23 protein-coding genes are annotated in these 22,731 nt (G+C 74.5%); 14 read left to right on the top strand and 9 right to left on the bottom strand.

What is annotated here, in order from left to right; genetic code table 11:
• The first annotated feature begins 19 nt into the window (after positions 1-19).
• Positions 20-502 (top strand): QcrA and Rieske domain-containing protein, encoded by a 483-nt coding sequence (locus QMF98_RS00410; protein ID WP_337974139.1) that lies wholly within the window; start codon positions 20-22, stop codon positions 500-502.
• Positions 503-505: 3 nt separating this feature from the next.
• A complete protein-coding gene (locus QMF98_RS00405) occupies positions 506-940 on the top strand; it encodes a hypothetical protein (RefSeq protein WP_337974138.1) in 435 nt (144 codons plus the stop codon).
• A gap of 21 nt (positions 941-961) precedes the next feature.
• On the opposite strand, the gene QMF98_RS00400 is transcribed toward QMF98_RS00405, so the two are convergent.
• Together QMF98_RS00400 and QMF98_RS00395 are read right to left on the bottom strand one after the other, a co-directional pair.
• Entirely contained in the window at positions 962-1,333 is a 372-nt protein-coding gene (locus QMF98_RS00400) for a hypothetical protein (protein ID WP_337974137.1), read from the bottom strand.
• A gap of 51 nt (positions 1,334-1,384) precedes the next feature.
• Positions 1,385-1,774, bottom strand: a complete 390-nt coding sequence (locus QMF98_RS00395) for an antibiotic biosynthesis monooxygenase family protein (RefSeq protein WP_337974136.1) — start codon at positions 1,772-1,774, stop codon at positions 1,385-1,387.
• Between the two features lie 223 nt (positions 1,775-1,997).
• Between QMF98_RS00395 and QMF98_RS00390 the strand changes: the two genes are divergently transcribed.
• The 6 genes from QMF98_RS00390 (at position 1,998) to QMF98_RS00365 (ending at position 6,926) form a co-directional block, all read left to right on the top strand.
• Positions 1,998-2,948, top strand: a complete 951-nt coding sequence (locus QMF98_RS00390; RefSeq protein ID WP_337974135.1) for an ATP-binding cassette domain-containing protein — start codon at positions 1,998-2,000, stop codon at positions 2,946-2,948.
• Positions 2,948-3,796 (top strand): ABC transporter permease, encoded by an 849-nt coding sequence (locus QMF98_RS00385; protein ID WP_337974134.1) that lies wholly within the window; start codon positions 2,948-2,950, stop codon positions 3,794-3,796. Before QMF98_RS00390 ends, QMF98_RS00385 begins: the two co-directional genes overlap by 1 nt.
• Positions 3,797-4,011: 215 nt before the next feature.
• Entirely contained in the window at positions 4,012-5,253 is a 1,242-nt protein-coding gene (locus QMF98_RS00380; RefSeq protein WP_337974133.1) for a sensor histidine kinase, read from the top strand.
• Complete coding sequence (locus QMF98_RS00375) at positions 5,250-5,930, top strand: response regulator (protein ID WP_337974132.1); 681 nt, start codon at positions 5,250-5,252, stop codon at positions 5,928-5,930. The genes QMF98_RS00380 and QMF98_RS00375 overlap by 4 nt, the downstream gene beginning before the upstream one ends.
• Positions 5,931-5,998: 68 nt before the next feature.
• On the top strand, positions 5,999-6,511 hold the full coding sequence (locus QMF98_RS00370; protein ID WP_337974131.1) for a helix-turn-helix transcriptional regulator: 513 nt from the start codon (positions 5,999-6,001) through the stop codon (positions 6,509-6,511).
• A gap of 10 nt (positions 6,512-6,521) precedes the next feature.
• The gene (locus tag QMF98_RS00365) at positions 6,522-6,926 is read left to right on the top strand and encodes a VOC family protein (RefSeq protein WP_337974130.1); all 405 of its coding nucleotides are present in this window, start codon (positions 6,522-6,524) and stop codon (positions 6,924-6,926) included.
• Between the two features lie 292 nt (positions 6,927-7,218).
• Here the strand turns inward: QMF98_RS00365 and QMF98_RS00360 are convergent, their stop codons facing one another.
• From QMF98_RS00360 to QMF98_RS00340, 5 genes are all read right to left on the bottom strand, one after another.
• Positions 7,219-8,808: a dihydrolipoamide acetyltransferase family protein gene (locus QMF98_RS00360; RefSeq protein WP_337974129.1), complete on the bottom strand. Its 1,590-nt coding sequence runs from the start codon at positions 8,806-8,808 to the stop codon at positions 7,219-7,221.
• 57 nt (positions 8,809-8,865) lie between these two features.
• On the bottom strand, positions 8,866-9,924 hold the full coding sequence (locus QMF98_RS00355) for an alpha-ketoacid dehydrogenase subunit beta (protein WP_337974128.1): 1,059 nt from the start codon (positions 9,922-9,924) through the stop codon (positions 8,866-8,868).
• Positions 9,921-11,072, bottom strand: a complete 1,152-nt coding sequence (gene pdhA, locus QMF98_RS00350) for a pyruvate dehydrogenase (acetyl-transferring) E1 component subunit alpha (protein ID WP_337974127.1) — start codon at positions 11,070-11,072, stop codon at positions 9,921-9,923. The genes QMF98_RS00355 and pdhA overlap by 4 nt, the downstream gene beginning before the upstream one ends.
• 169 nt (positions 11,073-11,241) lie before the next feature.
• Positions 11,242-12,330, bottom strand: coding sequence for a histidinol-phosphate transaminase (gene hisC / locus QMF98_RS00345; RefSeq protein WP_337974126.1), 1,089 nt, complete (start codon positions 12,328-12,330; stop codon positions 11,242-11,244).
• Positions 12,331-12,342: 12 nt separating this feature from the next.
• A complete protein-coding gene (locus tag QMF98_RS00340; protein WP_337974125.1) occupies positions 12,343-13,368 on the bottom strand; it encodes a helix-turn-helix transcriptional regulator in 1,026 nt (341 codons plus the stop codon).
• Between the two features lie 59 nt (positions 13,369-13,427).
• Between QMF98_RS00340 and QMF98_RS00335 the strand changes: the two genes are divergently transcribed.
• Positions 13,428-13,871, top strand: coding sequence for a VOC family protein (locus tag QMF98_RS00335; RefSeq protein WP_337974124.1), 444 nt, complete (start codon positions 13,428-13,430; stop codon positions 13,869-13,871).
• A gap of 91 nt (positions 13,872-13,962) precedes the next feature.
• Positions 13,963-14,352, top strand: a complete 390-nt coding sequence (locus QMF98_RS00330; RefSeq protein WP_291760475.1) for a phage holin family protein — start codon at positions 13,963-13,965, stop codon at positions 14,350-14,352.
• A gap of 4 nt (positions 14,353-14,356) precedes the next feature.
• Here the strand turns inward: QMF98_RS00330 and QMF98_RS00325 are convergent, their stop codons facing one another.
• A complete protein-coding gene (locus tag QMF98_RS00325; protein WP_337974123.1) occupies positions 14,357-16,057 on the bottom strand; it encodes an alpha/beta fold hydrolase in 1,701 nt (566 codons plus the stop codon).
• 193 nt (positions 16,058-16,250) lie between these two features.
• Between QMF98_RS00325 and purB the strand changes: the two genes are divergently transcribed.
• Positions 16,251-17,681 carry an adenylosuccinate lyase gene (purB, locus tag QMF98_RS00320; protein WP_337974122.1) on the top strand — a complete coding sequence of 477 codons (1,431 nt, stop codon included), beginning with the start codon at positions 16,251-16,253 and terminating at the stop codon, positions 17,679-17,681.
• A 162-nt stretch (positions 17,682-17,843) separates the two neighbouring features.
• The gene (locus QMF98_RS00315) at positions 17,844-18,719 is read left to right on the top strand and encodes a UCP033725 family protein (RefSeq protein WP_337975669.1); all 876 of its coding nucleotides are present in this window, start codon (positions 17,844-17,846) and stop codon (positions 18,717-18,719) included.
• Positions 18,720-18,873: 154 nt separating this feature from the next.
• Here the strand turns inward: QMF98_RS00315 and QMF98_RS00310 are convergent, their stop codons facing one another.
• The gene (locus QMF98_RS00310) at positions 18,874-20,127 is read right to left on the bottom strand and encodes a glutamyl-tRNA reductase (RefSeq protein ID WP_337974121.1); all 1,254 of its coding nucleotides are present in this window, start codon (positions 20,125-20,127) and stop codon (positions 18,874-18,876) included.
• A 45-nt stretch (positions 20,128-20,172) separates the two neighbouring features.
• On the opposite strand from QMF98_RS00310, the gene hemE reads away from it, so the two are divergent.
• Complete coding sequence (hemE, locus tag QMF98_RS00305) at positions 20,173-21,237, top strand: uroporphyrinogen decarboxylase (RefSeq protein WP_337974120.1); 1,065 nt, start codon at positions 20,173-20,175, stop codon at positions 21,235-21,237.
• Positions 21,234-22,724 carry a protoporphyrinogen/coproporphyrinogen oxidase gene (locus QMF98_RS00300; RefSeq protein ID WP_348773386.1) on the top strand — a complete coding sequence of 497 codons (1,491 nt, stop codon included), beginning with the start codon at positions 21,234-21,236 and terminating at the stop codon, positions 22,722-22,724. Before hemE ends, QMF98_RS00300 begins: the two co-directional genes overlap by 4 nt.
• The last annotated feature ends 7 nt before the right edge of the window (positions 22,725-22,731 follow it).

The raw sequence follows: 22,731 nt of genomic DNA, 5'->3' as shown, positions 1-22,731 counted from the left end.
GCTCACCCCGGAGGCGTGCATGAGCTCGACCGAGCAGACCGACACCGCGGAGGCACCCGGCCTGAGCAGGCGTGACCTGCTGGTGCGCGGCGGCGCCGTGGGGCTCGGCGTGGCGGCCGTCGGCGTCCTCGCGGCGTGCGGCGCCTCGTCGTCGGGCGGCTCCGGCGGGTCGGGAGCTGCCGGCGGCTCCGGTTCCGGCGGCGGTGCCGCCGGCGGTCTGGCGAAGGTCTCGGACATCCCGGTGGGCGGCGCGCTGGCCACCAAGGTCGACGGCAAGCCGGTGCTGCTGGTGCAGCAGACAGCCGGTACCGTCACCGCCTTCTCGGCGATCTGCACGCACCAGGGCTGCACGGTGATGGCCGCCAAGACCGACCTCGAGTGCCCGTGCCACGGCTCGGTGTTCGGCCTCGACGGCTCGGTGAAGCAGGGCCCGGCGCCGTCCCCGCTCCCCCCGGTCGACGTGCACGTGGTGAACGGCACCGTCGTGGCGGGCAAGGGCTGAGCCGTGTCCGAGCCGGGGACGACGACGTCCCGCTCTCCCGCCGGCACCTGGCACACCGGACGCCAGGCGGCCTCCGACGTGCTGCGCGGCCTGCTCGCCGCGTGCGTGCTGCTGTCCGCCGTGGTGCACCTCGAGCTGTGGTTCTCGGGGTTCCGTCAGTTCACGGTGGTCGGTCCCGCGTTCCTGCTCAACGCCGTCGGCGGCCTGGTGATCGGCGTGCTGCTGCTCGTCTGGCGCCACTGGCTGCCGCTGCTCGGCGCCCTCGGCTTCGGCGTGGCGACGTTCGGCGCGTTCCTCGTCTCCACCACGGCGCACGGGCTGTTCGGCGTGCACGAGCAGTGGACGGGCGTCCCCATCTGGACGTCCGCCATCACGGAGACGGCCGCCATCTCGCTCGCGCTCGTCCTGCTCGTCGTCGAACGCCCCCGCCGCTCCTGACCGAGCCTGCCGACGTGACGGTCAGGGACGCGGCTGCTGCGGCGGGACCACCCACCGCCGCTCGTCGAGCGGGTCCGGGTGCGGCTCGACGAGCGATGCGACGTCCGGCTCGTCGCTGCCGTAGCGCGGCGTGATGCCGGGCGTCCGCCCGAAGTAGATGTCCTGCACGTCGTCGAACCCCCGCACCACGGGGCCGAGCGTCGCCCGCGCCGCACCGCCGCGCCGCGGCCGCACCACGTTCCGCACCACCGCGACCAGGAACAGCACGCCGAACGCCACGTACGGCGCTGCGACGAACGGGATCGGCAGCTCCCGGCCCTGGATCATCCACGCGACGAACAGCGCGACCCATGCGGCCACCGCCGCCCACGCCACCCACCGAAGCACGCGCATCGGACGCCCCCTCGGTGCCGACCTTGGCACCGAGAGGTCCGCCGCACCAGGTCAGCGGTGGAAGTCGTACGACCTCTCGACCTTGGCGACGTGCACCGTGAAGGACTCGTACCAGTGCGCGCGCCCGTCCGCGCGCGTCGCGGCGTGGTCCGCCTGGTCGCGCCAGGCGGCGATCGACTCCTCGTCCCGCCAGTACGACACCGTGATTCCGAACCCGTCGGCGTCGCGCGCCGAGTCCAGCCCGAGGAACCCCGGCATGCCGACGGCCAGCCGCTCCATCTCGTCGGAGCGCTCCGCGTAGCCCTGGTCGCCCGGTGTGCGCAGCGACGTGAACACGACGGCGTAGTAGGGAGGCTCGGGCGGCGGGGTCGGCAGGGCGGACGGGGTCGGCAAGGAGGACAGGGTCGGCAGGGAGGACGGGGTCGGCTCGTGCTGGCTCACGGGGTGCTCCGGGGTCGACGGGCGGGCGGCAGCCCACCGTGCCGTATCAGTGCTCCCCTCCGCCAGAGGCGTGCGACGTCGCGTACCGCGCTCGTCGTACGCGGACGACGGTCCGGTCGGAGGACGACGACGAGGCCGCCACCAGGCGACGCTGGTCCCGCACTCCACCGGACCACGCCCGTGACACGGCACGTCCGCCACCAGCCCACAGACAGGCGGAACGATGATCGAGCTCCATCAGCTGACCAAGAGGTACGGCGACAAGGTCGCCGTCGACGGCATCAGCGCCACCATCCCCCCGGGGGTGGTCACCGGCTTCCTCGGACCCAACGGCGCCGGGAAGTCCACCACCATGCGGGTGGTGCTCGGCCTGGACCGGCCGACCTCCGGCGTCGCCCTGGTCAACGGGCGGCCGTACGTCGACTCGCGGGCTCCCCTCGCGGAGGTCGGCGCGCTGCTCGACGCCAAGGGGACGGACGGCGGCCGGACGGCGCGCAACCACCTGCTGGCGCTGGGCGCCACGGTCGGCGTGGGACCGCGTCGGGTCGACGAGGTGCTCGGCACCGTGGGGCTCAGCCACGTGGCGGGCAAGCGGACGCGGGAGTTCTCGCTCGGCATGGGACAGCGGCTGGGGATCGCGGCGGCGCTGCTGGCCGACCCGACGGTGCTGCTGCTCGACGAGCCGGTGAACGGGCTGGACCTCGACGGCATCCAGTGGATCCGCGCGCTGCTGGCCGAGCTCGCCGCGGAGGGCCGCACGGTGCTGCTGTCGTCGCACCTGATGAGCGAGCTGGAGCTGGTGGCGGACCACCTGCTGGTGATCGGCCGGGGCCGGATCCTCGCGGACATGCCGATCGCCGAGTTCATCGCGAACGCGTCGGTCGGCACGGTCGTCGTCGCCTCGCCCGACGCCGCCACGCTCGCCCCGCTGCTCGCCGGCGACGGCGTGACCCTCACCTCCACGGAGTCCGGGACGTTCGAGGTTCGAGGACGTGCGGCCGACGAGATCGGCGACATCGCCGCCGCGCACGGCCTGCGCCTGCACCAGCTGGCCACCCGCACCGGCTCGCTCGAGTCCGCCTACATGGCGCTGACTCGCGACGAGGTCGAGTACGCCGGTGCCGTCGAGCACCACGCCCCGCACGCCGGAACCGCCCAGAGGAGCGCCGCCTGATGACCACCACGATCCCGTCCCCGACCACCGTCCTGCCCGACGGACGGTTGATCAGGCACTACCGGCAGAGCTTCGGGCGGGTGATCCGCTTCGAGTGGATCAAGTTCCGCACGCTGCGCGCCAGCTGGGTGGGCCAGGCCCTGCTGGTCGCCCTGCTCATCGGCTTCTCCGCACTGGCCGCCGCGATGTCCAACAACCGCATGGGGGACACGGGCCGTGCGGGCCGGTTCGCCGAGATGGGGCCGGTGGCCACCGTGCTGACCGGCGCCAACCTCGGCGTGCTGGTGGTCGGCGTGCTCGGCTGCATCCTCGGCGCCCGCGAGTACGGCTCGCGCATGATCGCCTCGACCGTGGCAGCCGTGCCGCGGCGCTGGCAGGTGGTGCTGAGCAAGGCGGTGGTGCTGACCGCCGTGCTGCTGGTCAGCACGCTGGTCGGGGTGTTCGGGGCGTTCTTCCTCGGCATGTCCGTGCTGCACTCCGGCGGCAACCACACGGCGGCGCTCGGTGACCCCGGGGTGCTGCGCCAGGTGGTCGGCATGGCGGGCTACCTGACCGCCGCCGGCCTGCTCGGCATGGGTCTCGGCGTCCTGCTGCGCAGCGTCGCCGGGAGCATCGGCGTGCTGATCGCCGGTCTGCTGGTGCTGCCGCAGCTGGCCGGCGCGCTGCTGCCCGCCAGCTGGGACCCGGCGCTGAAGTACCTGCCGAGCTCGTCCGCGGCGGCGTTCACCACGATCGACCGCGCCGGGACGGACGTGCTGAGCTCCGGCGCGGGCGCCGCGGTGCTGGTCGTGTGGGTGCTCGCGGTCGTGGGCGGCGCGGTGTGGGCGATCAGCCGGCGCGACGTCTGACCAGGCGGTGCACCGACGGCTCGGCTCGGCTCAGCTCGGCTCGGCCCGGCTCGGCACCATCCCCTTCCGGCGCTGTACGCCCGGTGTACGTACACCAGGCGTACAGCCCGAAAGGGCTGGCGGACCTCCCCGCCGACACGCGGCGACGCTCGACCGCCCGGGACCGGCGGCAGTCCGGGCGAGCTCCAGATGAGGGCGGACCTAGGGTGGCGCGCATGGTGAGGGTCAGGACGGTCGTCGGGGAGCTGCGTGCGCGCCCGGCTCTGGTCGACCTGCTGGTGGCCGTCGTCCTCGCCGTGGTGTTCCTGCGGGTGCCCACCCTGATGGCGCAGTCCGGACGCTACGGCGGCGACTTCGACCTGAGGATCACCCGGCCGGACGTCGTCCTGACACTGGTGAGCGCAGCCGCCCTGACCCAGGTCAGGCGACTGCCGCTGGTCACCCTGCTCGCCACCGGCACGGCCGCTCTCGCCGCGCTCCTGGGCGAGTGGTCGGTCAACCTGGCCCAGCTTGCCCTCGTGATCGCCCTGTACGTCTACGCCAGCCGCGCCTCCCGCGCCCACGCGCTGGTGGCCGCTGCGACCACCTCCGTGGTGCTCGGAGCCACCTGGGCCCTCGGCCTGACCGTGGCCGACCAGGTGTGGGGACGGCACAACCTGATCCTCTGGCTGTGGACGGCCGCGGCGCTCGGCATGGCCGTGCAGGGACGGCGCGCCAGCCTCGCGGCGCTGCAGGACCGGGCCCGGCGCGCGGAGGAGACCCGCGAGGAGACCGCGCTGCGCCGGGTGGCCGAGGACAGGGTGCGCATCGCGCGCGAGCTGCACGACGCGATCGCGCACCACGCCGCGGTGATCAGCGTGCAGGCGGGCGTCGCCGAGCACGTCGTCGAGCGTGATCCCGCCGCCGCGCGCGAGGCCCTGCACCACGTGCGCGAGTCCGCGAAGGCAGTGCTGACCGAGCTGCAGTCGGTGCTGGGCGTGCTCCGGCAGGACGAGGCCGACCTGCCGACCGCCCCGACACCGGGCCTGGACCGCGTCGGGGAGCTGGTGGCGTCGTCCCGCGCGATCGGCACACCGGTGACCGTCGAACGGTCCGGGCCGCCGTGGCAGCTGACGCCCGCGGTCGACCTGACGGCGTTCCGCCTGGTGCAGGAGGCGCTGACGAACGTGCAGAAGCACGCTGCCGGGGCTCGCGCCACCGTGCTGCTGTCCACGCGCGGCGATCGTCTGGAGGTGACGGTCACCAACGACCGGCCGCCGGCCCGTGCGGTGCCGCGCGGTACCGGCGACGGCCCGACGCCCTCCGAGGACGGACCGATCGGCTCGGGCCTCGGGCTGGTGGGCATGCGGGAACGGGTCGCGGCGGCCGGTGGGCAGCTCCAGACGGGCCCGACCAAGGACGGCGGCTACCGGGTCGCCGCGCAGCTGCCGCTGGCGCCGCGGACGGCGGATCGATGACCACCCGCGTGGTGATCGCCGACGACCAGGCGCTGATCCGTGCCGGGTTCCGCGTGCTGGTGGACGGCGCCGACGACCTGGAGGTGGTCGGCGAGGCGGCCGACGGCGCCCAGGCCGTCGAGCTGGCCCGCAGCGCCCGCGCCGACGTGGTGCTGATGGACATCCGGATGCCAGGAGTGGACGGCCTCGAGGCCACCCGCCGCATCTGCTCGGACGAGGACCTGGCCGGCGTGAAGGTGCTGGTGCTCACCACCTTCGAGCTGGACGACTACGTCTTCCTCGCGCTGCGCGCCGGCGCCAGCGGGTTCCTCGGCAAGAGCGTCGACCCGGACGACCTGCTCGACGCGATCCGCCTGGTCGCGGCCGGTGAGGCGCTGCTGTCGCCGGCCGCCACCCGTAGCCTGATCACCACGTTCCTCTCCCAGCCCAACCGGGTCGCCGCCGCCGGCGTCCCGGCGCGGCTGGAGCAGCTGACCGACCGCGAGCGCGAGATCGTCGCCCTCGTGGCCGAGGGGCTGACCAACGACGAGATCGCCGAACGCCTGGTGATCTCCCCCGCCACGGTGAAGACGCACGTCAACCGCTCGATGGTGAAGCTCGACCTGCGCGACCGCGCCCAGCTGGTGGTGGTCGCCTACCAGACGGGACTCGTGCGCGTCGGTCCCGCCGAGACCTGACGACGCCAGCCACCCGGGGCGGGAGCAGGGGGCAGCGGTCGAGCCGCGGCCATGTGCACAATCGGTGCATGGCGGCGGACCTCGACGAGCTGCGACGGCTGCGCCGCGCACGTGACCGGATCGACCGCGAGTACGCCGAGCCGCTGGACGTCCCCGCGCTGGCTGCCACCGCGTTCATGTCCACGGCACACTTCAGCCGCCGGTTCCGCGAGGCCTACGGCGAGACGCCGTACGCCTACCTGATGACCCGGCGCATCGAGCGGGCCAAGGCCCTGCTGCGACGGGGCGACCTCAGCGTCACCGAGGTCTGCTTCGAGGTGGGCTGCACCAGCCTCGGCTCGTTCAGCTCCCGGTTCACCGAGCTGGTGGGCCAGACCCCCAGCGAGTACCGCGCCGCTGACCACTCCCCCCTGCACGACGTGCCCGTCTGCCAGGTGATGGCCGTCACCCGGCCGCAGCGCCGACGCTCCAGCACCTCGGCGGTGGCCGGCCCCGGCCCCGGCGCCACGCCGGACACCGTGCCGTCGAGCAGCTTCGAATCGAGCAGTTTCGAAGAAGCACCCGCCACGGCGCCCGCCTAGCGTCGTCGTCATGACCGTTTCCCTCAGCGGCGTCCACGTCGCCGTCGACGACATCGACTCCGCCCTCGCGTTCTACCGCGACACGCTCGGCATGACCGTGCGCAACGAGGTCGCCCAGGGCGGCTTCCACTGGATCACCCTGGTGAACGAGAGCCAGCCGGAGATCAACATCGTCCTGTCCGAGGCGCACGCCGGCCGTTCCCAGGAGGACGGCGACGCGCTGGCCGCCCTGCTGGCCAAGGGCGCGCTCGGCATGCTGCAGCTGCGCACCGACAACCTCGACGCGACCTTCGAGAAGGTCGCCGCGGCGGCCGGTGCGGAGGTGCTGCAGGAGCCCGTCAGCCAGCCCTGGGGCGTGCGCGACGCGGCGTTCCGCGACCCGGCCGGCAACATGGTCCGCATCGAGCAGGCCTGACCCGAGGCCCACGGCCGACCTCCCTGGTGGGCCGGCCGAGCCGCTCGGCCTAACGATCCGCCGAGCTCTGTCGAGCCGATGAGCCCTGTCGAGCCGGCCGAGCCGCTCGGCCCTGTCGAGCCGCTGGGCCCGTCGGGCAGTGGCGCCCTCTCGGGCCGTCCTCAACCCTGATGCCCTTTCGCGCTGTGCGCCCTGTGTACGTACACCAGGCGTACAGCGCGAAAGGGAAGGTCGTTCCCGCCCGGCCGCGCGGCTCACGGGCGCCGGAGGAGCCTGCGCACGCCCGCGGGGGTCAGCCCCAGACGAGCGCCTGCGCCGGGTCGGCCAGGATCGTCGCGATGTCGGCGAGCACCCGCGAGCCGAGCTCCCCGTCCACCAGCCGGTGGTCGACGGACAGCGCCAGCTGGGTCACGTGGCGGACCTTGATCTTCCCCTTGTGCACCCAGGGCTGCTCACGGATGGCGCCGAACGCCAGGATCGCGGCCTCGCCCGGGTTGAGGATCGGCGTCCCGGTGTCGATGCCGAACACCCCGACGTTGGTGATGGTGATGGTGCCGTCGGACATCCCCGTCGGGGACGTCTTGCCGGCCCGTGCGGTCGCGGTCAGCTCGCCGAGCGCCTGCGCCAGCTGCAGCAGGTTCATCCGGTTCGCGTCCTTGATGTTGGGCACCACCAGACCGCGCGGCGTGGCCGCGGCGATGCCGAGGTTCACGTAGTGCTTGTAGACGATCTCCTGCGTCTGGTCGTCCCACGAGGCGTTGACCTCGGGGTGCCGGTGCACCGCGAGCAGCAGGGCCTTGGCGGCGATCAGCAGCGGGGTGACCCGGACGTCGGCGAACTCGCGGTCGGCGCGCAGCCGCTGCACCAGGTGCATGGTGCGCGTGACGTCGATCGTGTGGAACACCGTGACGTGCGGGGCGGTGAACGCGCTGGTGACCATCGCCTCGGCGGTGCGCTTGCGCACCGACTTCACGGGGACCCGCGTCTGGCGGCCGTCGGCGGACACCGTGCCGCTGGCCAGCCAGGGCGCGTCGTCGCCCGGGTAGGTGGCGAGCGTGCGGCCCTCCGCCCGGTTGGCCTGCTCCAGCACGTCCTCCCTGGTCACGATCCCCCCGGGACCGGTCGCCGTGACGATCTCCAGGTCGACGCCCAGGTCCTTGGCGAGCTTGCGCACGGGCGGCTTGGCGAGCGCGTGGAAGGAAACGACCGACGACGATCCCGACGACGGTGCGGCGGTGCTCGGCGCCGCGAGGGCACTGCCGTTCCCCGCGCCGGCCGGACGTGCCGCCGGGGGGACGGGTGCCGCCACGGGTGCGCCCGCGGCGGCAGGCGCCGCAGACGCGGTGGCCGGCGACGTGCTGACCGGTGCGCCTGTGGGGGCCGGGGCGGCCGGACTCGTCGCCGCGCCCCCGGCGCCCGCAACGCCCGCGCGCGGACGCCGAGCGGACCCACCCGACCCCAGCCCGTACCCGACCAGCACGGATCCGGAGGTCTCCGCCCGCTCGTCACGGGCGGCCCCGATCTCCTCCGCACCGCCCGGCTCCTCGGACGCACGGGACGGGTGCTCGTGGTGGCCGTGCGGCGACTGGGCCCCGCTCACCGCGCCGCCACCGGCCGCCGGCGCCGCCGTCCCCGAGGGGTCGGTGTCGATCTCGATGATCGGCGTCCCCACGTCCACCGTGGTGCCCACCTCGACCAGGATCCGGCTGACCACCCCTGACCAGGGCGACGGCAGCTCGACCAGCGACTTGGCGGTCTCGATCTCGACGATCGTCTGGTTGACGCTCACCACGTCGCCGGGCGCGACGCGCCACTCGACGATCTCGGCCTCGGTCAGGCCCTCACCCGCGTCGGGCAGCGGGAACTGCTGGTAGGTCGGCACCGGTGTCTCCTCGGTACGTCAGGGGGAAGGCCGCGGAACGGCGGGTGGGTCGGCCGGTCAGAACGCGAGCGTGCGGTCCACGGCGTCGAGCACGCGGTCCAGGCTCGGCAGGTACTCGTGCTCGAGCTTGGCCACCGGGTAGGGGGTGTGGAAACCGCCGACCCGCAGCACCGGAGCCTGCAGGTGGTAGAAGCACTCCTCGGTGATCCGCGCCGCGACCTCGGCACCGGAGCCGTACAGCACCGGCGCCTCGTGCACCACGACGCAGCGGCCGGTGCGGCGGACCGACTCGGCGACCGTCGCGGTGTCCAGCGGTGAGATGGCACGCAGGTCGATCACCTCGAGGCTGGTGCCCTCGGCCGCGGCGGCGTCGGCCGCCTTCAGCACGGTCGCCACGCTCCCGCCGTAGGTCACCACGGTGACGTCGGTGCCGGGGCGGACGACGCGCGCCCGGTTCAGCACGGCGTCGTCCGGCGCGGGGACGGAACCCGAGAGCCGCTCGTCGTCGGCCGGGCCGAGGTCCACCTCGCCCTTCTCCCAGTACCGGACCTTCGGCTCGAAGAACAGCACGGGGTCCGGCGACGCGATCGCCGCCTGGATCATCGTGTACGCCTCGGCCGGGCTCGACGGGCTGACCACCCGCAGGCCGGGCGTGTGCGCGAACAGCACCTCCGGCGACTCGCTGTGGTGCTCCACCGCGCCGATGCCGCCGCCGTAGGGCACCCGGATCACGACCGGGACGGTCAGCCGACCGCGGGAGCGGTAGTGCAGCTTGGCCAGCTGGGTGGTGATCTGGTCGAACGCCGGGAAGATGAACCCGTCGAACTGGATCTCGCACACCGGCCGGTAGCCGCGCAGCGCCAGGCCGATGGCGGTGCCGACGATGCCCGACTCGGCCAGCGGGGTGTCCACCACGCGCTGCGCGCCGAACTCGTCGTACAGCCCGTCCGTCACGCGGAACACGCCGCCGAGCCTGCCGATGTCCTCGCCCATCAGCAGCACCTTGGGGTCGTCGGCCATCGCCCGACGAAGTCCGAGGGTGATCGCCTTGGCGAAGGTCAGCTTCTGGACGCCGGACGGGGCGGCCGCGGTGCGCCGCTCGGTGGTGGTGGTCATCGGTGGGCCTCCTCGGTGTCCAGGAACGACGCCTCGTACTGCGCGAACGCCGCGCGCTCGCCGTCCACCACCGCGTGCGGGGTGGCGTACACGTGTTCGAACATGCTGTCCGCCGGCGGTTTCGGCATCGCGCGCACCTGGGTGCGGACCCGCTCGCCGAGGGCGTCGGCCTCGCCGGCCAGCTCGGCCTGGAACACCTCGGGCAGCTCGCCGGCGGTCTCGAGGTAGGCCTTCAGGCGGTCGATCGGGTCGCGACGCCGCCAGTGCTCCTCCTGCTCGTGCGTGCGGTAGCGCGTCGGGTCGTCGGAGGTGGTGTGGGCCCCCATCCGGTAGGTGAACGCCTCGATGAAGGTGGGGCCGCCGCCGTTGCGGGCCCGGTCCAGCGCCGCGGCCGTGACGGCGTAGGTGGCGATGACGTCGTTGCCGTCCACCCGGACGCTGGGGATGCCGAAGCCGGGCGCGCGGTCGGCGATCGGCACCAGCGCCTGCCGGGTGGTGGGTTCGCTGATCGCCCACTGGTTGTTCTGGCAGAACAGGACGACAGGCGCCTGGTTCACGGCGGCGAAGACGAGGGCCTCGTTGACGTCGCCCTGGGACGTGGACCCGTCACCGAAGTACGTGATCACCGCGGCGTCCCGCGCCGCGTCGCCGGTGCCGACCAGCCCGTCGCGCTGCAGCCCCATGCCGTAGCCGACGGCGTGCAGCGGATGGGCGCCCACCACCAGCGTGTACAGGTGGAAGCTGACCGCCTCCGAGTCCCAGCCGCCGTGGTCCACGCCGCGGAACAGCCGCAGGATGTCCACCGGGTCGACCCCGCGCACCATGCCCACGCCGTGCTCGCGGTAGCTGGGGAACACCTGGTCCTGGTCGCGCACGGCGTGCCCGGAACCGACCTGCGCCGCCTCCTGACCCAGCGCCTGGGCCCACAGCGCCAGCTCGCCCTGCCGCTGCAGGCTGGTCGCCTCGGTGTCGAACCGGCGGGCCAGCACCATGTCGCGGTACATCGCGCGGAGCCGGGAGGCGTCCAGCGCGTCCGCATAGGGGTCGGAGTGCGCCACGCGCTCGCCGGCGGGGGTGAGCAGCTGCACGAGGCCGTCCTCCGTCAGAGGGCCCTCGTGCCGGGGGAGAGACGTGGGAAGAGTGGTCACGCGTGCTCCTCGTGTGCGGCGGTGCGCCCGCTCCCGGCGCCGAACCTACGTCAGCGTAGGCTACGCAACCGTAGGTTTCCCGGCCGGGGTGCCGACAAGCCTTCCGGGGCCGGTTTGTCGGCTCCCCACAGCGTGCCGCGCCGGGCCGCGCCCGGCCAGTGGGACGCGCTCAGCGCCGCACGAGCTCCGCGGTCACCTCGAGCAGCAGGTCCGTCGCCTCGGTCTCGCCGACGCTGATCCGCACGCCGTCGCCGGCGAAGGGCCGCACCAGCACGCCTGCACGGGCCGACCGGTCCGCGAACGACTTCGCGTGCTCCCCGAGCGCCAGCCAGACGAAGTTCGCCTGGCTGTCCGGCACGTCCCAGCCCTGGGTGCGCAGGCCGGTCAGCATGCGCGCACGCTCGGCGACGATCGCGTCGACCCGGGTCCGCATCTCCTGCTGCGCCGCCAGGGACGCCAGCGCCGCGAGCTGGCCGATGTGCGACACCCCGAACGGCGTCGAGGCGGCCCGGATCGCCGCGGCCAGGCGGGGGCGGGCGACGGCGTAGCCGACGCGCAGACCGGCCAGCCCGTACGCCTTGGAGAACGTACGCAGCAGCACGACGTTGGGGTGCTCGGCGAAGACCGCAAGGCCGTCGGCCGCCTCCGGGTCGCGGACGAACTCGACGTACGCCTCGTCCAGCAGCACCAGCACATCCTTCGGCACGGCGTCGAGCAGCACCGCCAGCTCGTCGGCGCGCACCGCCGGGCCCGTCGGGTTGTTCGGCGTGCAGATCAGCATCACGCGCGTGCGCGGCGTGACGGCGGCCGCCATGGCAGCCAGGTCCAGGCGGCCGTCCGCACCCACCCGCACCGGCACGCCGACGGCACCGGCCAGCGTGATGTAGATCGGGTACGCCTCGAACGAGCGCCACGGCAGCACCACCTCGTCGCCGGCCTCGCACACGGCGGCCAGCACGTGGCCGAGCAGCGCCACCGACCCACCGCCGGTCACGACCGACTCGACCGGCACGTCCAGGTGCCGCGCGATCGCCTCCGTCAGCTCGGTGGCGTACATGTCCGGGTACCGGTTCACGTCCACCGCACCGTCGGCGATCGCCGCCATCACCGAGGGCAGCGGCGGGAACGGGTTCTCGTTGGACGACAGCTTGTACGCCATCGCCCCGCCGCCGGCGCGGGCGCCCGGCACGTACGGCGGGAGGTCGGCGAGGGCACGGCGCAGCGGGACGCGGGGGGCGCGGGTCACGCCGGACAGCATGCCACCGCGCCGTCAGCCCTCCGCGGCCGGGGCGGCGGCTGTGGCTGCGGCCGGGGCTGCGGCTGCGGTCAACCGAGCCGCCAGGGCGCGAACCAGCGGCCGGAGCTCCTCCGGTCCGTCGACGACGACCGGCACCGGGACGCCCGCGAGGACCGTCGGCACCCAGTCGAGCCGCTCCACCTGGATCACCACGCGCGTCCAGCCCGTGTCGTCCGTGTCATCCGTGTCGTCCAGCGTGGCGATGCCCGCCGGGAACATGCCGCGCACGGCGTCCACCGGCGCCTGGACGCGCAGCCGGACCGCGTGCCGACGTGGTGCACCGGCCACCGCCTGCAGCAGCGCACCGGCGGGGTCGAACCCCTCCGGCACCTCGAACGAGCCCGGCAGCGTGCTGAGGGCCTCGATCCGGTCCACCCGGAACGTCCGGACGCCCGGTGCCGCCGGGTCGGCGGCGGTCACGTACCACCGGCCGGCGTGGGCGACGATGCCGTACGGGTGGATCGTCCGGCTGCTGCGGCGGCCCTGTGAGTCGGTGTAGTCGAGGGCGACCGGCCGACGGTCCCGCGCCGCCTCGGCCACCACGAGCAGGTGGTCGGCCTGCACCGTTGCCGGGTCGCCGGTCGGCGCCGTGAACCGCACGCCGGTCAGCAGGGCGTCGAGCCGGTGCGCGAGCGTCTTCGGCAGCACCCGCAGCACCTTCGCGGTGGCGCTCTCCCGGGCGACGGTGCTCGCGCCGGGCACGCCGCCGGATCCCGCGGACCCGGACCGACGCGAGCCGACGAGGCCCACGACCACCGCGAGCGCCTCGTCGTCCGTCAGCATCAACGGGGGCATCCGGTAGCCCGGCACCAGGTGGATGCCGCCGTAGCGGCCGCGCACCGACTCGACCGGGATGCCGAGGTCCACCAGGTGCTCGACGTACCGGCGGACGGTCCGCTCGTCGACCCCGAGCCGCTCCGCCAGATCGACGGCGGTGCGCGTCCCACCGGCCTGCAGGATCTCGAGCAGGGCCAGCACGCGGGCAGTGGGACGGGTCACCCCGACATCCTCGCGTAAACCGGGCGGATCCTGTCCTGTATCCGTCCTAGCGTCACCGCATGACCTCGACCGACCCCGCTCCCCACCGTCCCGCCTCGCTCGTCTCCGTCCGCGTGATCACCGACGACGTCTCCCGCCTGGCCGCGTTCTACGAGCTCGTCACCGACACCCCCGTCCACTGGGCGACCCCCGACTTCGCCGAGCTGCCCACGCCCGCCGGCACGCTGGCGATCGGCAGCACACGGACCGTCGCCGCGTTCGCGCCCGGTGCCGTCCACGCCGCCGACAACCGCACGGCGATCGTCGAGTTCCTGGTGGACGACGTGGACGCCGTGTACGCACGGCTGCACGACGGGCTGACCGACGCCGGTGGCACCTTCGTCAACGAGCCGACGACGATGCCTTGGGGCAACCGCTCGCTGCTGCTGCGCGACCCCGACGGCACCCTGGTCAACTGCTTCACACCGGTGAGCCCCGAGGCGAGGGCCAAGTTCGGACGCTGACGCCCGCCGGGCCGACCGTCCGACCCGCTGACCAGGTATCGATGCACGTCAGGCCTGGTCGGCGGGCGGGTCCGGCTGGCAGGATCGAACCGTGCGCTTCGTGCTGCGGGTCCTCATCAACGGCGTGGCGATCTGGCTGGCCACGCAGCTGCTCAGCGGTATGCACGTGAAGGTGGCCGGCGGCGGGTTCACCGGCAGCACCGTCGGCGTGCTGCTGCTGGTGGCCTTCGTCTTCGGCCTGGTCAACGCGATCGTCAAGCCGATCGTGGCCATGCTCTCCCTGCCGCTGTACGTGCTGACGCTCGGCCTGTTCACGCTGGTCGTCAACGCCCTGATGCTCATGCTCACCGCCTGGATCACCAGCCACGCCGAGTGGGGCCTGCAGGTCGACAACTTCGGCACGGCCGTGGTCGGCGCGCTGATCATCAGCATCGTCAGCTGGGTGCTGTCCCTGGTGGTCGGCCGCCGCCGCGTGCACTGACCCGTCAGTCCACCTCCCGCCGGATCACGTACTGCGACGTCGTCGCGACGGTCCCTGGACCACCGAGCACGTCGTCGAGCGCGCTGACTCCCGGGATCGACCCCGGCGCCTCCGCGGCCGCCTCGTCCACTCGACGACCGGTCTCGACGTAGTTCTGGATCCCGTGCGCGCTGCCCCAGTCCGGCGTGCCCTGGCCGTCGTCGGCCAGCTGCCTGGTGATCGCCGTCACCTGCGGCGTCACCCGGGTCGGCGCTCCGTCGAGCCGCGCGGTGCCGTCCTCCACGTGCTCCATGCGGATCACCGGGACGGTGGACGGCAGCTGCGCCGGCACGTCCGGTGAGCCGGCGGTCACCACCGCGCCGACGGTGAACTCCTTGCCGGCCCGGGACGCGACGTTCATCGCCACCATGCCGCCCTGGCTGTGGCCGACCAGCGTCACGGGCTGGCCGGCCGGGATGCCGGCCTGCCGCATCGCGGCCAGGACGCCGGCCGTCATCGTGTCGGCGAGACCCGCCTCGAGGCGCAGGTTGGTGCCCATGTCCGTGGGGACCGTCCCGGACATCGCCATGGTCTGCGTGCCGGGCACGGCAACCACCCAGGAGCGCGTGCCGTCGGGTCGGTCCAGCCGCTGGATGGTCACCGTGCCCGGTTCGGTGTCCGGCGCCGCCGAGCCGCCGTAGCTGGTGGCGACCAGCTGCATCACGTCGGCCAGGCCATACGGTGCCGGCTGCGGCACCGGTGCCGCCACGGGCGTCACCACGGCCGTGCCCGCCGGCCCGGTCATCAGCCCGGCGAGCGCCGCAGCACCACCGGGTACCGGGTGCAGCGTGGGGAGGCCGCCAACCTGCCCCCGTGCGACTGCCGAGACGGTCGTCGTCGCCACCTCGACCGCCCCCGAGCGCACGGCCGCCTTCGCCGCCGCGGCCCCGGTCGCCGCCGCCAGCTGCGCGGCCTTCTCGGGCCCCACGACGCGCGCGGTCTCGCCGACCAGGGCGAGGCCGGCGAGCGCGGTGGTGCCCGCTGCCAGCACGCCCTCGACTGCCAGCACCGGCGCGGGCAGGAGCCCGAGGAGGCCGCCCCAGACGGCGCCCGCCCCGCGCACGACCCCCGACACGGTGCTCTCGCCGGCCGCGTGCACCTCCGCCGCGGCGTGCAGCCGCTTCGCCAGCTCCCGCAGGTGCTCCGCCAGGTGGTACGGCGACCAGCGGGCGGTGAGCAGGAGGCAGATCGAGGCTCGCTGGTGGTTGTCGACCAGCACCGGCGTCGGCAGCGCGACCGTCAGCGTGGACAGCGACGCGTGGACGTGGTCGAGGCGCTCGGCGCACGACGTGAGCGTGGCGGCGGCGGTCTGCAGGGCCTGCGGGTCGACGCTGGTCACCCCGTCGGCACCCACCCGGACCGAGGTGCCGCCCACCGTCGAGCGCGACGGCGGGATCGCGCCGCCCGGCACCGGCGGTACCGGTCCGTCGTCCGAGGTGCACCAGGTGGGTCCACCGTTCAGCCCGGCCGCCACGAGATGTCCCGACGTGACGAGTCCCCGGGCACACCGGCCGAGGTCCCCAGCGGCCGCCGCGACCTGGTCCTCGTACGCGACCGCCGCCGGCGACCTCCACGGCAGCCCCTGGCAGGCGGCCACCTGCGCCCGCACCCACCCCACGTCCTGCTGCGCCGCCGTCAGCACCACCTGCGCCCCTCGGATGTCCACGGCCGGGACGCTAGGGACGCCCCCGGGCGCGGCGGGCGCCCGAGCATCGAGGACACGGACGACGAGCGCGCCGTCCGGGCTGTGGGTGCACGACACGCCGGCGACGACCCCGTCGCAGCCGTCCGACGGGCCTCACCGTCTCGACGTCCGCACCCCACGCCGTCGTCGGCCACCGCTCTGGGACACTGCTGCCATGCCCCGCGTGCGCCTGGCCGACATCACCCCTGCCATCGCCCTCGGCCCGCTGGACGGCCGCTACCGTCCGGCCGTCGCCGACCTGGTGGACCACCTCTCCGAGGCCGCGCTGAACCGCGCCCGCATCGCCGTCGAGGTCGAGTGGGTGATCCACCTGTGCGCGCACGCGGTGGTGCCCGGCGCCCCGTCGCTCAACCCGGCGGAGGAGGAGTACCTGCGCGGGGTGGTGGACAGCTTCGGCGCCGAGGAGATCGCCGAGCTGGCCGCGATCGAGCGGACCACGGTGCACGACGTGAAGGCGGTCGAGTACTTCCTCAAGCGGCGGCTGGCGGCAGCGCCCGAGGCGCTGGGCACCGACACCGTGCTGCCGTCGGTCGGTGAGCTGGTGCACTTCGCGCTGACCAGCGAGGACGTGAACAACCTGTCCTACGCGCTGATGGTGCGCGGGGCCGTGCAGCAGGTGTGGTTCCCCGCGGCCGTCGACCTCGTCGACCAGGTGGCCGCCCTGGCAGCCGAGCACCGCGCGCTGCCGATGCTGGCCCTCACGCACGGCCAGCCGGCCACGCCGACCACGCTCGGCAAGGAGCTCGCCGTGCTGGCGCACCGCCTGCGCCGGCAGCTGCGCCGCATCGAGTCCGACGAGTACCTCGGCAAGCTCAACGGCGCCACCGGAACGTACGGCGCGCACACCGCCGCGGTGCCGGGCGCTGACTGGCAGCTCGTCTCCCGCACGTTCGTCGAGCACCTCGGCCTGACCTGGAACCCGCTGACCACGCAGATCGAGTCGCACGACTGGCAGTCGGAGCTGTACGCGGACGTCGCCCGGTTCAACCGCGTGCTGCACAACCTGGCGACGGACGTGTGGACGTACATCTCCCGCGGCGTCTTCACGCAGATCCCCGTCCCGGGCGCCACCGGCAGCTCGACGATGCCGCACAAGGTGAACCCGATCCGGTTCGAGAACGCCGAGGCGAACCTCGAGATCTCCTCCGCCCTGCTCGACACCCTCGCCGCGACCCTGGTCACCAGCCGCCTGCAGCGGGACCTGACCGACTCGACCACGCAGCGCAACATCGGCCCGGCGTTCGGGCACAGCCTGCTGGCGATCGACAACGTGCGCCGGGGTCTCGGCGGGCTGGCGGTCGACCCGGCGCTGCTGGCCGCGGAGCTCGACCAGAACTGGGAGGTGCTCGCGGAGCCGGTCCAGTCGGCGATGCGCGCCGCCTCGGTCGCCGGCGTCACCGGCATGGAGAACCCGTACGAGCGGCTCAAGGAGCTGACGCGCGGGCACCGGCTGACGGCGGCGGACATGCGCGAGTTCATCGGCAGCCTGGGCCTGCCCGACGACGTGGCCGCCCGACTGCAGGCGATGACGCCCGCGTCGTACACCGGCATCGCCGCGGACCTGGTGGACCACCTCACGGACTGACGACCGGGGGACGGCGACGGCGCCGTCGCCCGACCGTGTGAGCGCTCCCGCGGCGACGCGCCGCAACCTGGACACGTGTGCCGGTTAGGGCAAGAATGCCCACGGCTCGTCCGGTTCACCCGGTTCCTCCCCATCTCGCAGCAGGGTTCTCCCGTGACGCTCATGCAGAAGGTGGTCACACCCGCGTCGTCGTACGCGCACCTGGTCAACGGTCACGACCGGATGGCCGGCTACGTGGTGCGCGCCGCGGACGTGTCGTTCGCCACCACCCCGGCGCAGCTGTTCGAGGTGCACGGGCTCGGCTACCCCGGCTCACCGTTCCGGCCCACCGACGACCACGTGGACCTGCTCCGCTTCGAGTCGTCACCGCAGCTGCAGTACCGCGACGTGCCCGGCTACATCGTCCCGCTGTGGTGGCTGCGGCACTCCCGCATCCCGCCGCGCACCGAGCTGGTGCGGGTGTACTCCGACGGCAGCTCGCGGCTGCTCGCCTGGTACGGCGACGTGGGCACCGGCTGGACCTCGGCGCCCGGCATCCCGGGCCAGCCCGGCCTGTCGTCGCTCTCGCGCTGCGTCGGGCCGGTGGCCAAGTGGCACTCGGCGTACCTCGAGGCAGACGTGCTGGACGACGACACCGTGGTGCTGGCGCTGGCCAACCCGCCGCTGGCGGAGACCGGGTTCGACCAGTCGCCGAGCGGCCGCTGGTACCGGCACGTCGCCCGCACCGAGGTCTCGGAGCTGTTCGAGCTCGACCTGACGGCACGCTGGAACGGCCTCGCGGTGCGCGTGGTGGACCAGTGGCAGGACGCGCAGCGGTACGTGGTCGCCCGCATCTCCCACCTGGGCGACGACATGGACCGCGCCGAGCGGCTGCACCTGCAGCAGGTGGAGGCCGGCGTGTACGAGGCAGTGGTCTACGCCGCCGAGCTCACCGACCTGCAGACCAACCAGGTGGTGCCCCTCACGTGGGCCCCCGGTCCGACGACGACCCCCCAGCGCTCCTACGGCGCCCCCTACCAGCACCACGCGCACTACTGACGGACCCCGGCGGCGCGGTCTGCGGTCCGCGCAGCACCCCGGACGCGTGCCGGGCCTGGCGCTCCCCCCGTCCAGGCCCGGCACGTCCGTCGTCGGGCGGGCGGCCGGGCGCTCCGGGCGCCGCGACCAGGGCCGATGCGGTGCCGCGTCAGGCTCAGGCGATCGAGTCGCCGACGACGGGTTGGACGACGGCCAGCTCCGCGAGCGCCTGACGGTACGCGTCGACGTCGCCGCGCCGGGCAGCCTCCCGAGCACGGACGGTCGGGCCGTGCAGCGCCGCACGGGCGCGTCGGCGAGCAGCCTGGTCGTCCTCGGTCGCCGCGAGCACCCGCGTGCGCTCGGCGACGACGGCGGGGTCCCAGGCACGGACCCGGCGCTCGGCGACGAACTCCGCCGCGGCGGCAGCCACCATCTCCGTGGCCTCGGTGACCGCCACCGAGCCGGCCGGGGCGTGCTCCGCGACCGAGTGCAGCGACACGAGGTGCACCTGGGGCAACGCACCCACGCTCGGGTCCACGTCGTGCCGCAGCGCGAGGTCCACGACGGTCAGCGGCTCGGCGTTCCCCGCGGCGGACCGGACGGCCGCGAGCGCCGACCCGTGCAGCACCGGTCCGCCGGTGCCGCTGCAGGCGACGACGAGGTCGGCGTGGGCGAGCTCGGACAGCAGGTCCGGGTCGGCGACGTGCGCACCGCGAGCCTCGGCGAAGGCCGGTGCCCGGCCGCTGGCCGACCACACCCGCACGTCCCGGCACCCCCGGCTGCGCAGTGCCGCGAGGCTGGCGCCGGCGTAGGAGCCGGTGCCGACCAGCACCACGCGCAGCCCTGACCAGTCCACGTGCTCGTCCGCGGCGGCCGCCCCGTCGTGCACGTGCCGGGGCAGCGTGCCCGCCGCGAGGTCGAGCGCGACCCCAACCACGGACCGGCCCGTGCCGCCGAGCCCGGTCGCCGCCTCGACCGCACGGGACACCCGCGACGCCCGCTGGAACAGCTGCTCCAGCACCGACGTGGTGGTCCCCTCGCGGCGCGCGTGGGTCAGCGCGCGCCGCACCTGTCCGGCGATCTCGCGCTCGCCGACCACCATCGAGTCCAGCCCGGCGGCGACGGCGAACAGGTGCTGGGCGGCCTCGGTCTCGGTCCGGTGGCGCAGGTGCCCGCGGACGGTGGTCGGCGCCAGACCGGACCGCGCGGCGACGGCCTCGGACGCCGCGGCGCAGGCCTCGGCGAGCCGCTCGTCGTCCACGTCCAGGTACAGCTCGAAGCGGTTGCACGTGGCGAGGACCACGGCACCCCGGACGGGACCCGCCGCCGCCACGAGCTCGGGGCCGACGCCGGCCCAGTCGGTGGACAGACGTTCCAGGGCGGACAGCTCGAGGTCGTGGTGGCTGGCGGCACAGCTGAGCAGCGCCACGCCGCCGATTGAATCACCCGAACATTTGTCCGGCACAATCGCGGTGTGACCCTTCCCGAGGACCACCCTCTGCGTACCGGCCGCACCGCCAATTCTCCCCTGGTCAGCGCGTATTCCGGGCACCGGCCACGGCGGTTGCCGGTGTGGTTCATGCGCCAGGCGGGACGGTCGCTGCCGGAGTACCGGGCCTCGCGCGCGGGCGTCGCGATGCTCGACTCGTGCCTGGACCCGGACCTCGCGGCGGAGCTGACGCTGCAGCCGGTGCGCCGGCACGGCGTCGACGCGGCGATCTTCTTCTCGGACATCGTCGTGCCCATGGCGCTGCTCGGCGTCGACGTGAAGATCGAGCCGGGGGTGGGGCCCGTGTTCGCCTCGCCCGTGCGGACGCTCGACGACGTCGCCCGGCTGCGCGACCTGGGCCCGCTGGACGACGAGCGGTCCGCCCCGGTCACCGCCGGGGTACGCGCCGCGGTGGCCGCCCTGGGCGACACCCCGCTGATCGGGTTCGCCGGCGCACCCTTCACGCTGGCCGCGTACCTCGTCGAGGGCCGGGCATCCCGCGACCACCTGGGCGCCCGCCGGCTGATGCACTCCGACCCGGCCGCGTGGCACGCGCTGATGAGCTGGGCGGCGGACGTGACCGGGGCCTTCCTGCAGGCGCAGGTGCGTGCCGGGGCGTCGGCGGCGCAGCTGTTCGACTCCTGGGCGGGGTCGCTGTCGCTGACCGACTACACGCAGCACGTGGTGCCCGCCTCGGCACGGGTGCTGGCCGGCGTGCGGGAGCTCGGCGTGCGTGCCGTGCACTTCGGGGTCGCCACCGGCGAGCTGCTCGTGGCGATGCGGGACGCCGGTGCCGACGTGATGGGCGTGGACTACCGGGTGCCGCTGGACGAGGCGAGCTGGCGGCTGGGCGGTCGTACGCCGCTGCAGGGGAACGTGGACCCCGCGATGCTCGCGGCGCCGTGGGAGGTGCTCGAGGCGCACGTGCGGGACGTGGTGGAGCGCGGGTCGGTGGCACCGGCGCACGTGGTCAACCTCGGTCACGGTGTGCCGCCGGACACCGATCCCGACGTGCTGACCAGGCTGGTCGAGCTGGTGCACTCGCTGTGACCGAGGACGCCGACGTGGCGGGCGTCGCCGGGGGCGCGCGGGTCGACGCCGTGCCGGAGGAGCAGCGCTGGGACGCCGTCGTCGTCGGCGCCGGTCTCGGTGGGCTGGTCGCGGCGCGTGACCTCGCCCGGGCGGGCCTGCGGGTGCTGGTGCTGGACGGCCGGGACGCCCCGGGCGGCGCCGTGCGGTCGCACGACGTGGCGGGGCTGCGGCTGGACGCGGGTGCGGAGTCGTTCGCGACGCGCGGCGGGGCGGTAGCCGCCCTGGTCGGCGAGCTGGGGATGGCCGACGACCTGTGCACACCGGCGCCGCGCGGCTCCTGGGTGCACCTGGTGACCGGCGACGGCCCGCTGCCGGCGACCGGGCTGCTCGGCATCCCGACCGACCCCGGTGCCGCGGACGTGCGCCGCACGCTCGGCACGCTCGGTTCGTGGCGCGCCCGGCTCGACGGGGTGCTGCCGGCACGGGTGGGCGCGGACGCCACCACGCTCGGCGCCCTGGTGCGGAGCCGGATGGGCGCCCGGGTGCTGGACCGGCTGGTGCGTCCGTTGGTCGGGGGCGTGCACGCGGCCGACCCGGACCAGCTGGCGGTGGACGTCGTCGCGCCGGGGCTGCGGGCGGCACTGGCGCAGCACGGGACGCTCGGCAAGGCGGTGGGCGCGCTGCGGGCAGCGGCACCGGCCGGGTCCGCGGTGCAGGGGCTGTCCGGCGGCGTGTGGCGGCTGGTCGACGCGCTGGTCGCGGACGTGCGGGCGCACGGCGGCGAGGTGCGCGTGCGGTCCGCGGTCACCGGTCTGGCGGTGGACGACGACCGGACCGGGGCGGAGGTCGATCCGGTCCGCGGCTTCGTCGTGCGGACCGCGAAGGAGGAGCTGCACGCCGACCGCGTGCTGCTGGCCACGGCTGCCGCGGTCCCGCTGATCGCCGAGCTCACCGGTGCCGACCCCGGCTCCATGCAGACGGACGACGGGACGCCGGTCACCTTGGTCACGCTGGTGCTCGACGGCGTCACCGCGCTCGACGCGGCGCCCCGCGGCACGGGGGTGCTGGTGGCCCCGGACGTCACCGACGTGACCGCCAAGGCGCTCACGCACGCCACCGCGAAGTGGGAGTGGCTCGCCGCGGCGGCCGGACCGGGCCGCCACGTGGTCAGGCTCTCGTTCGGCCGCGCCGAGGGCGACGCCGCGGCGCTGCCGTCCGGTGACGAGCTGGTGCGGCTGGCCCTGGCGGACGCCGCGGTGCTGCTGGGCGTGCCGCTGCCGGCCGAGCGGCTGGTGGGTCACGACGTGGTGCGGTGGACGCAGGCGCTGCCCCGGCCGAGCGCCGCCCACCGGGACGCCGTGGCGGCGGTCCGCGACGCGGTCGACCGAGTGCCGGGGCTCGCGCTGACGGGCGCATGGGTGTCGGGGAACGGGCTCGCCTCCGTGGTGCCGCAGGCGCGCTCGGCCGCCGCGGCGCTGCTGACGGCGCTCGCGCCGCGGGGCTGAACCGACG

Origin of the sequence: Cellulomonas sp. NTE-D12, assembly GCF_027923705.1 — a bacterium.
Lineage (GTDB): Bacteria > Actinomycetota > Actinomycetes > Actinomycetales > Cellulomonadaceae > Cellulomonas.
This window is presented reverse-complemented; position numbering and strand designations above follow the sequence as displayed.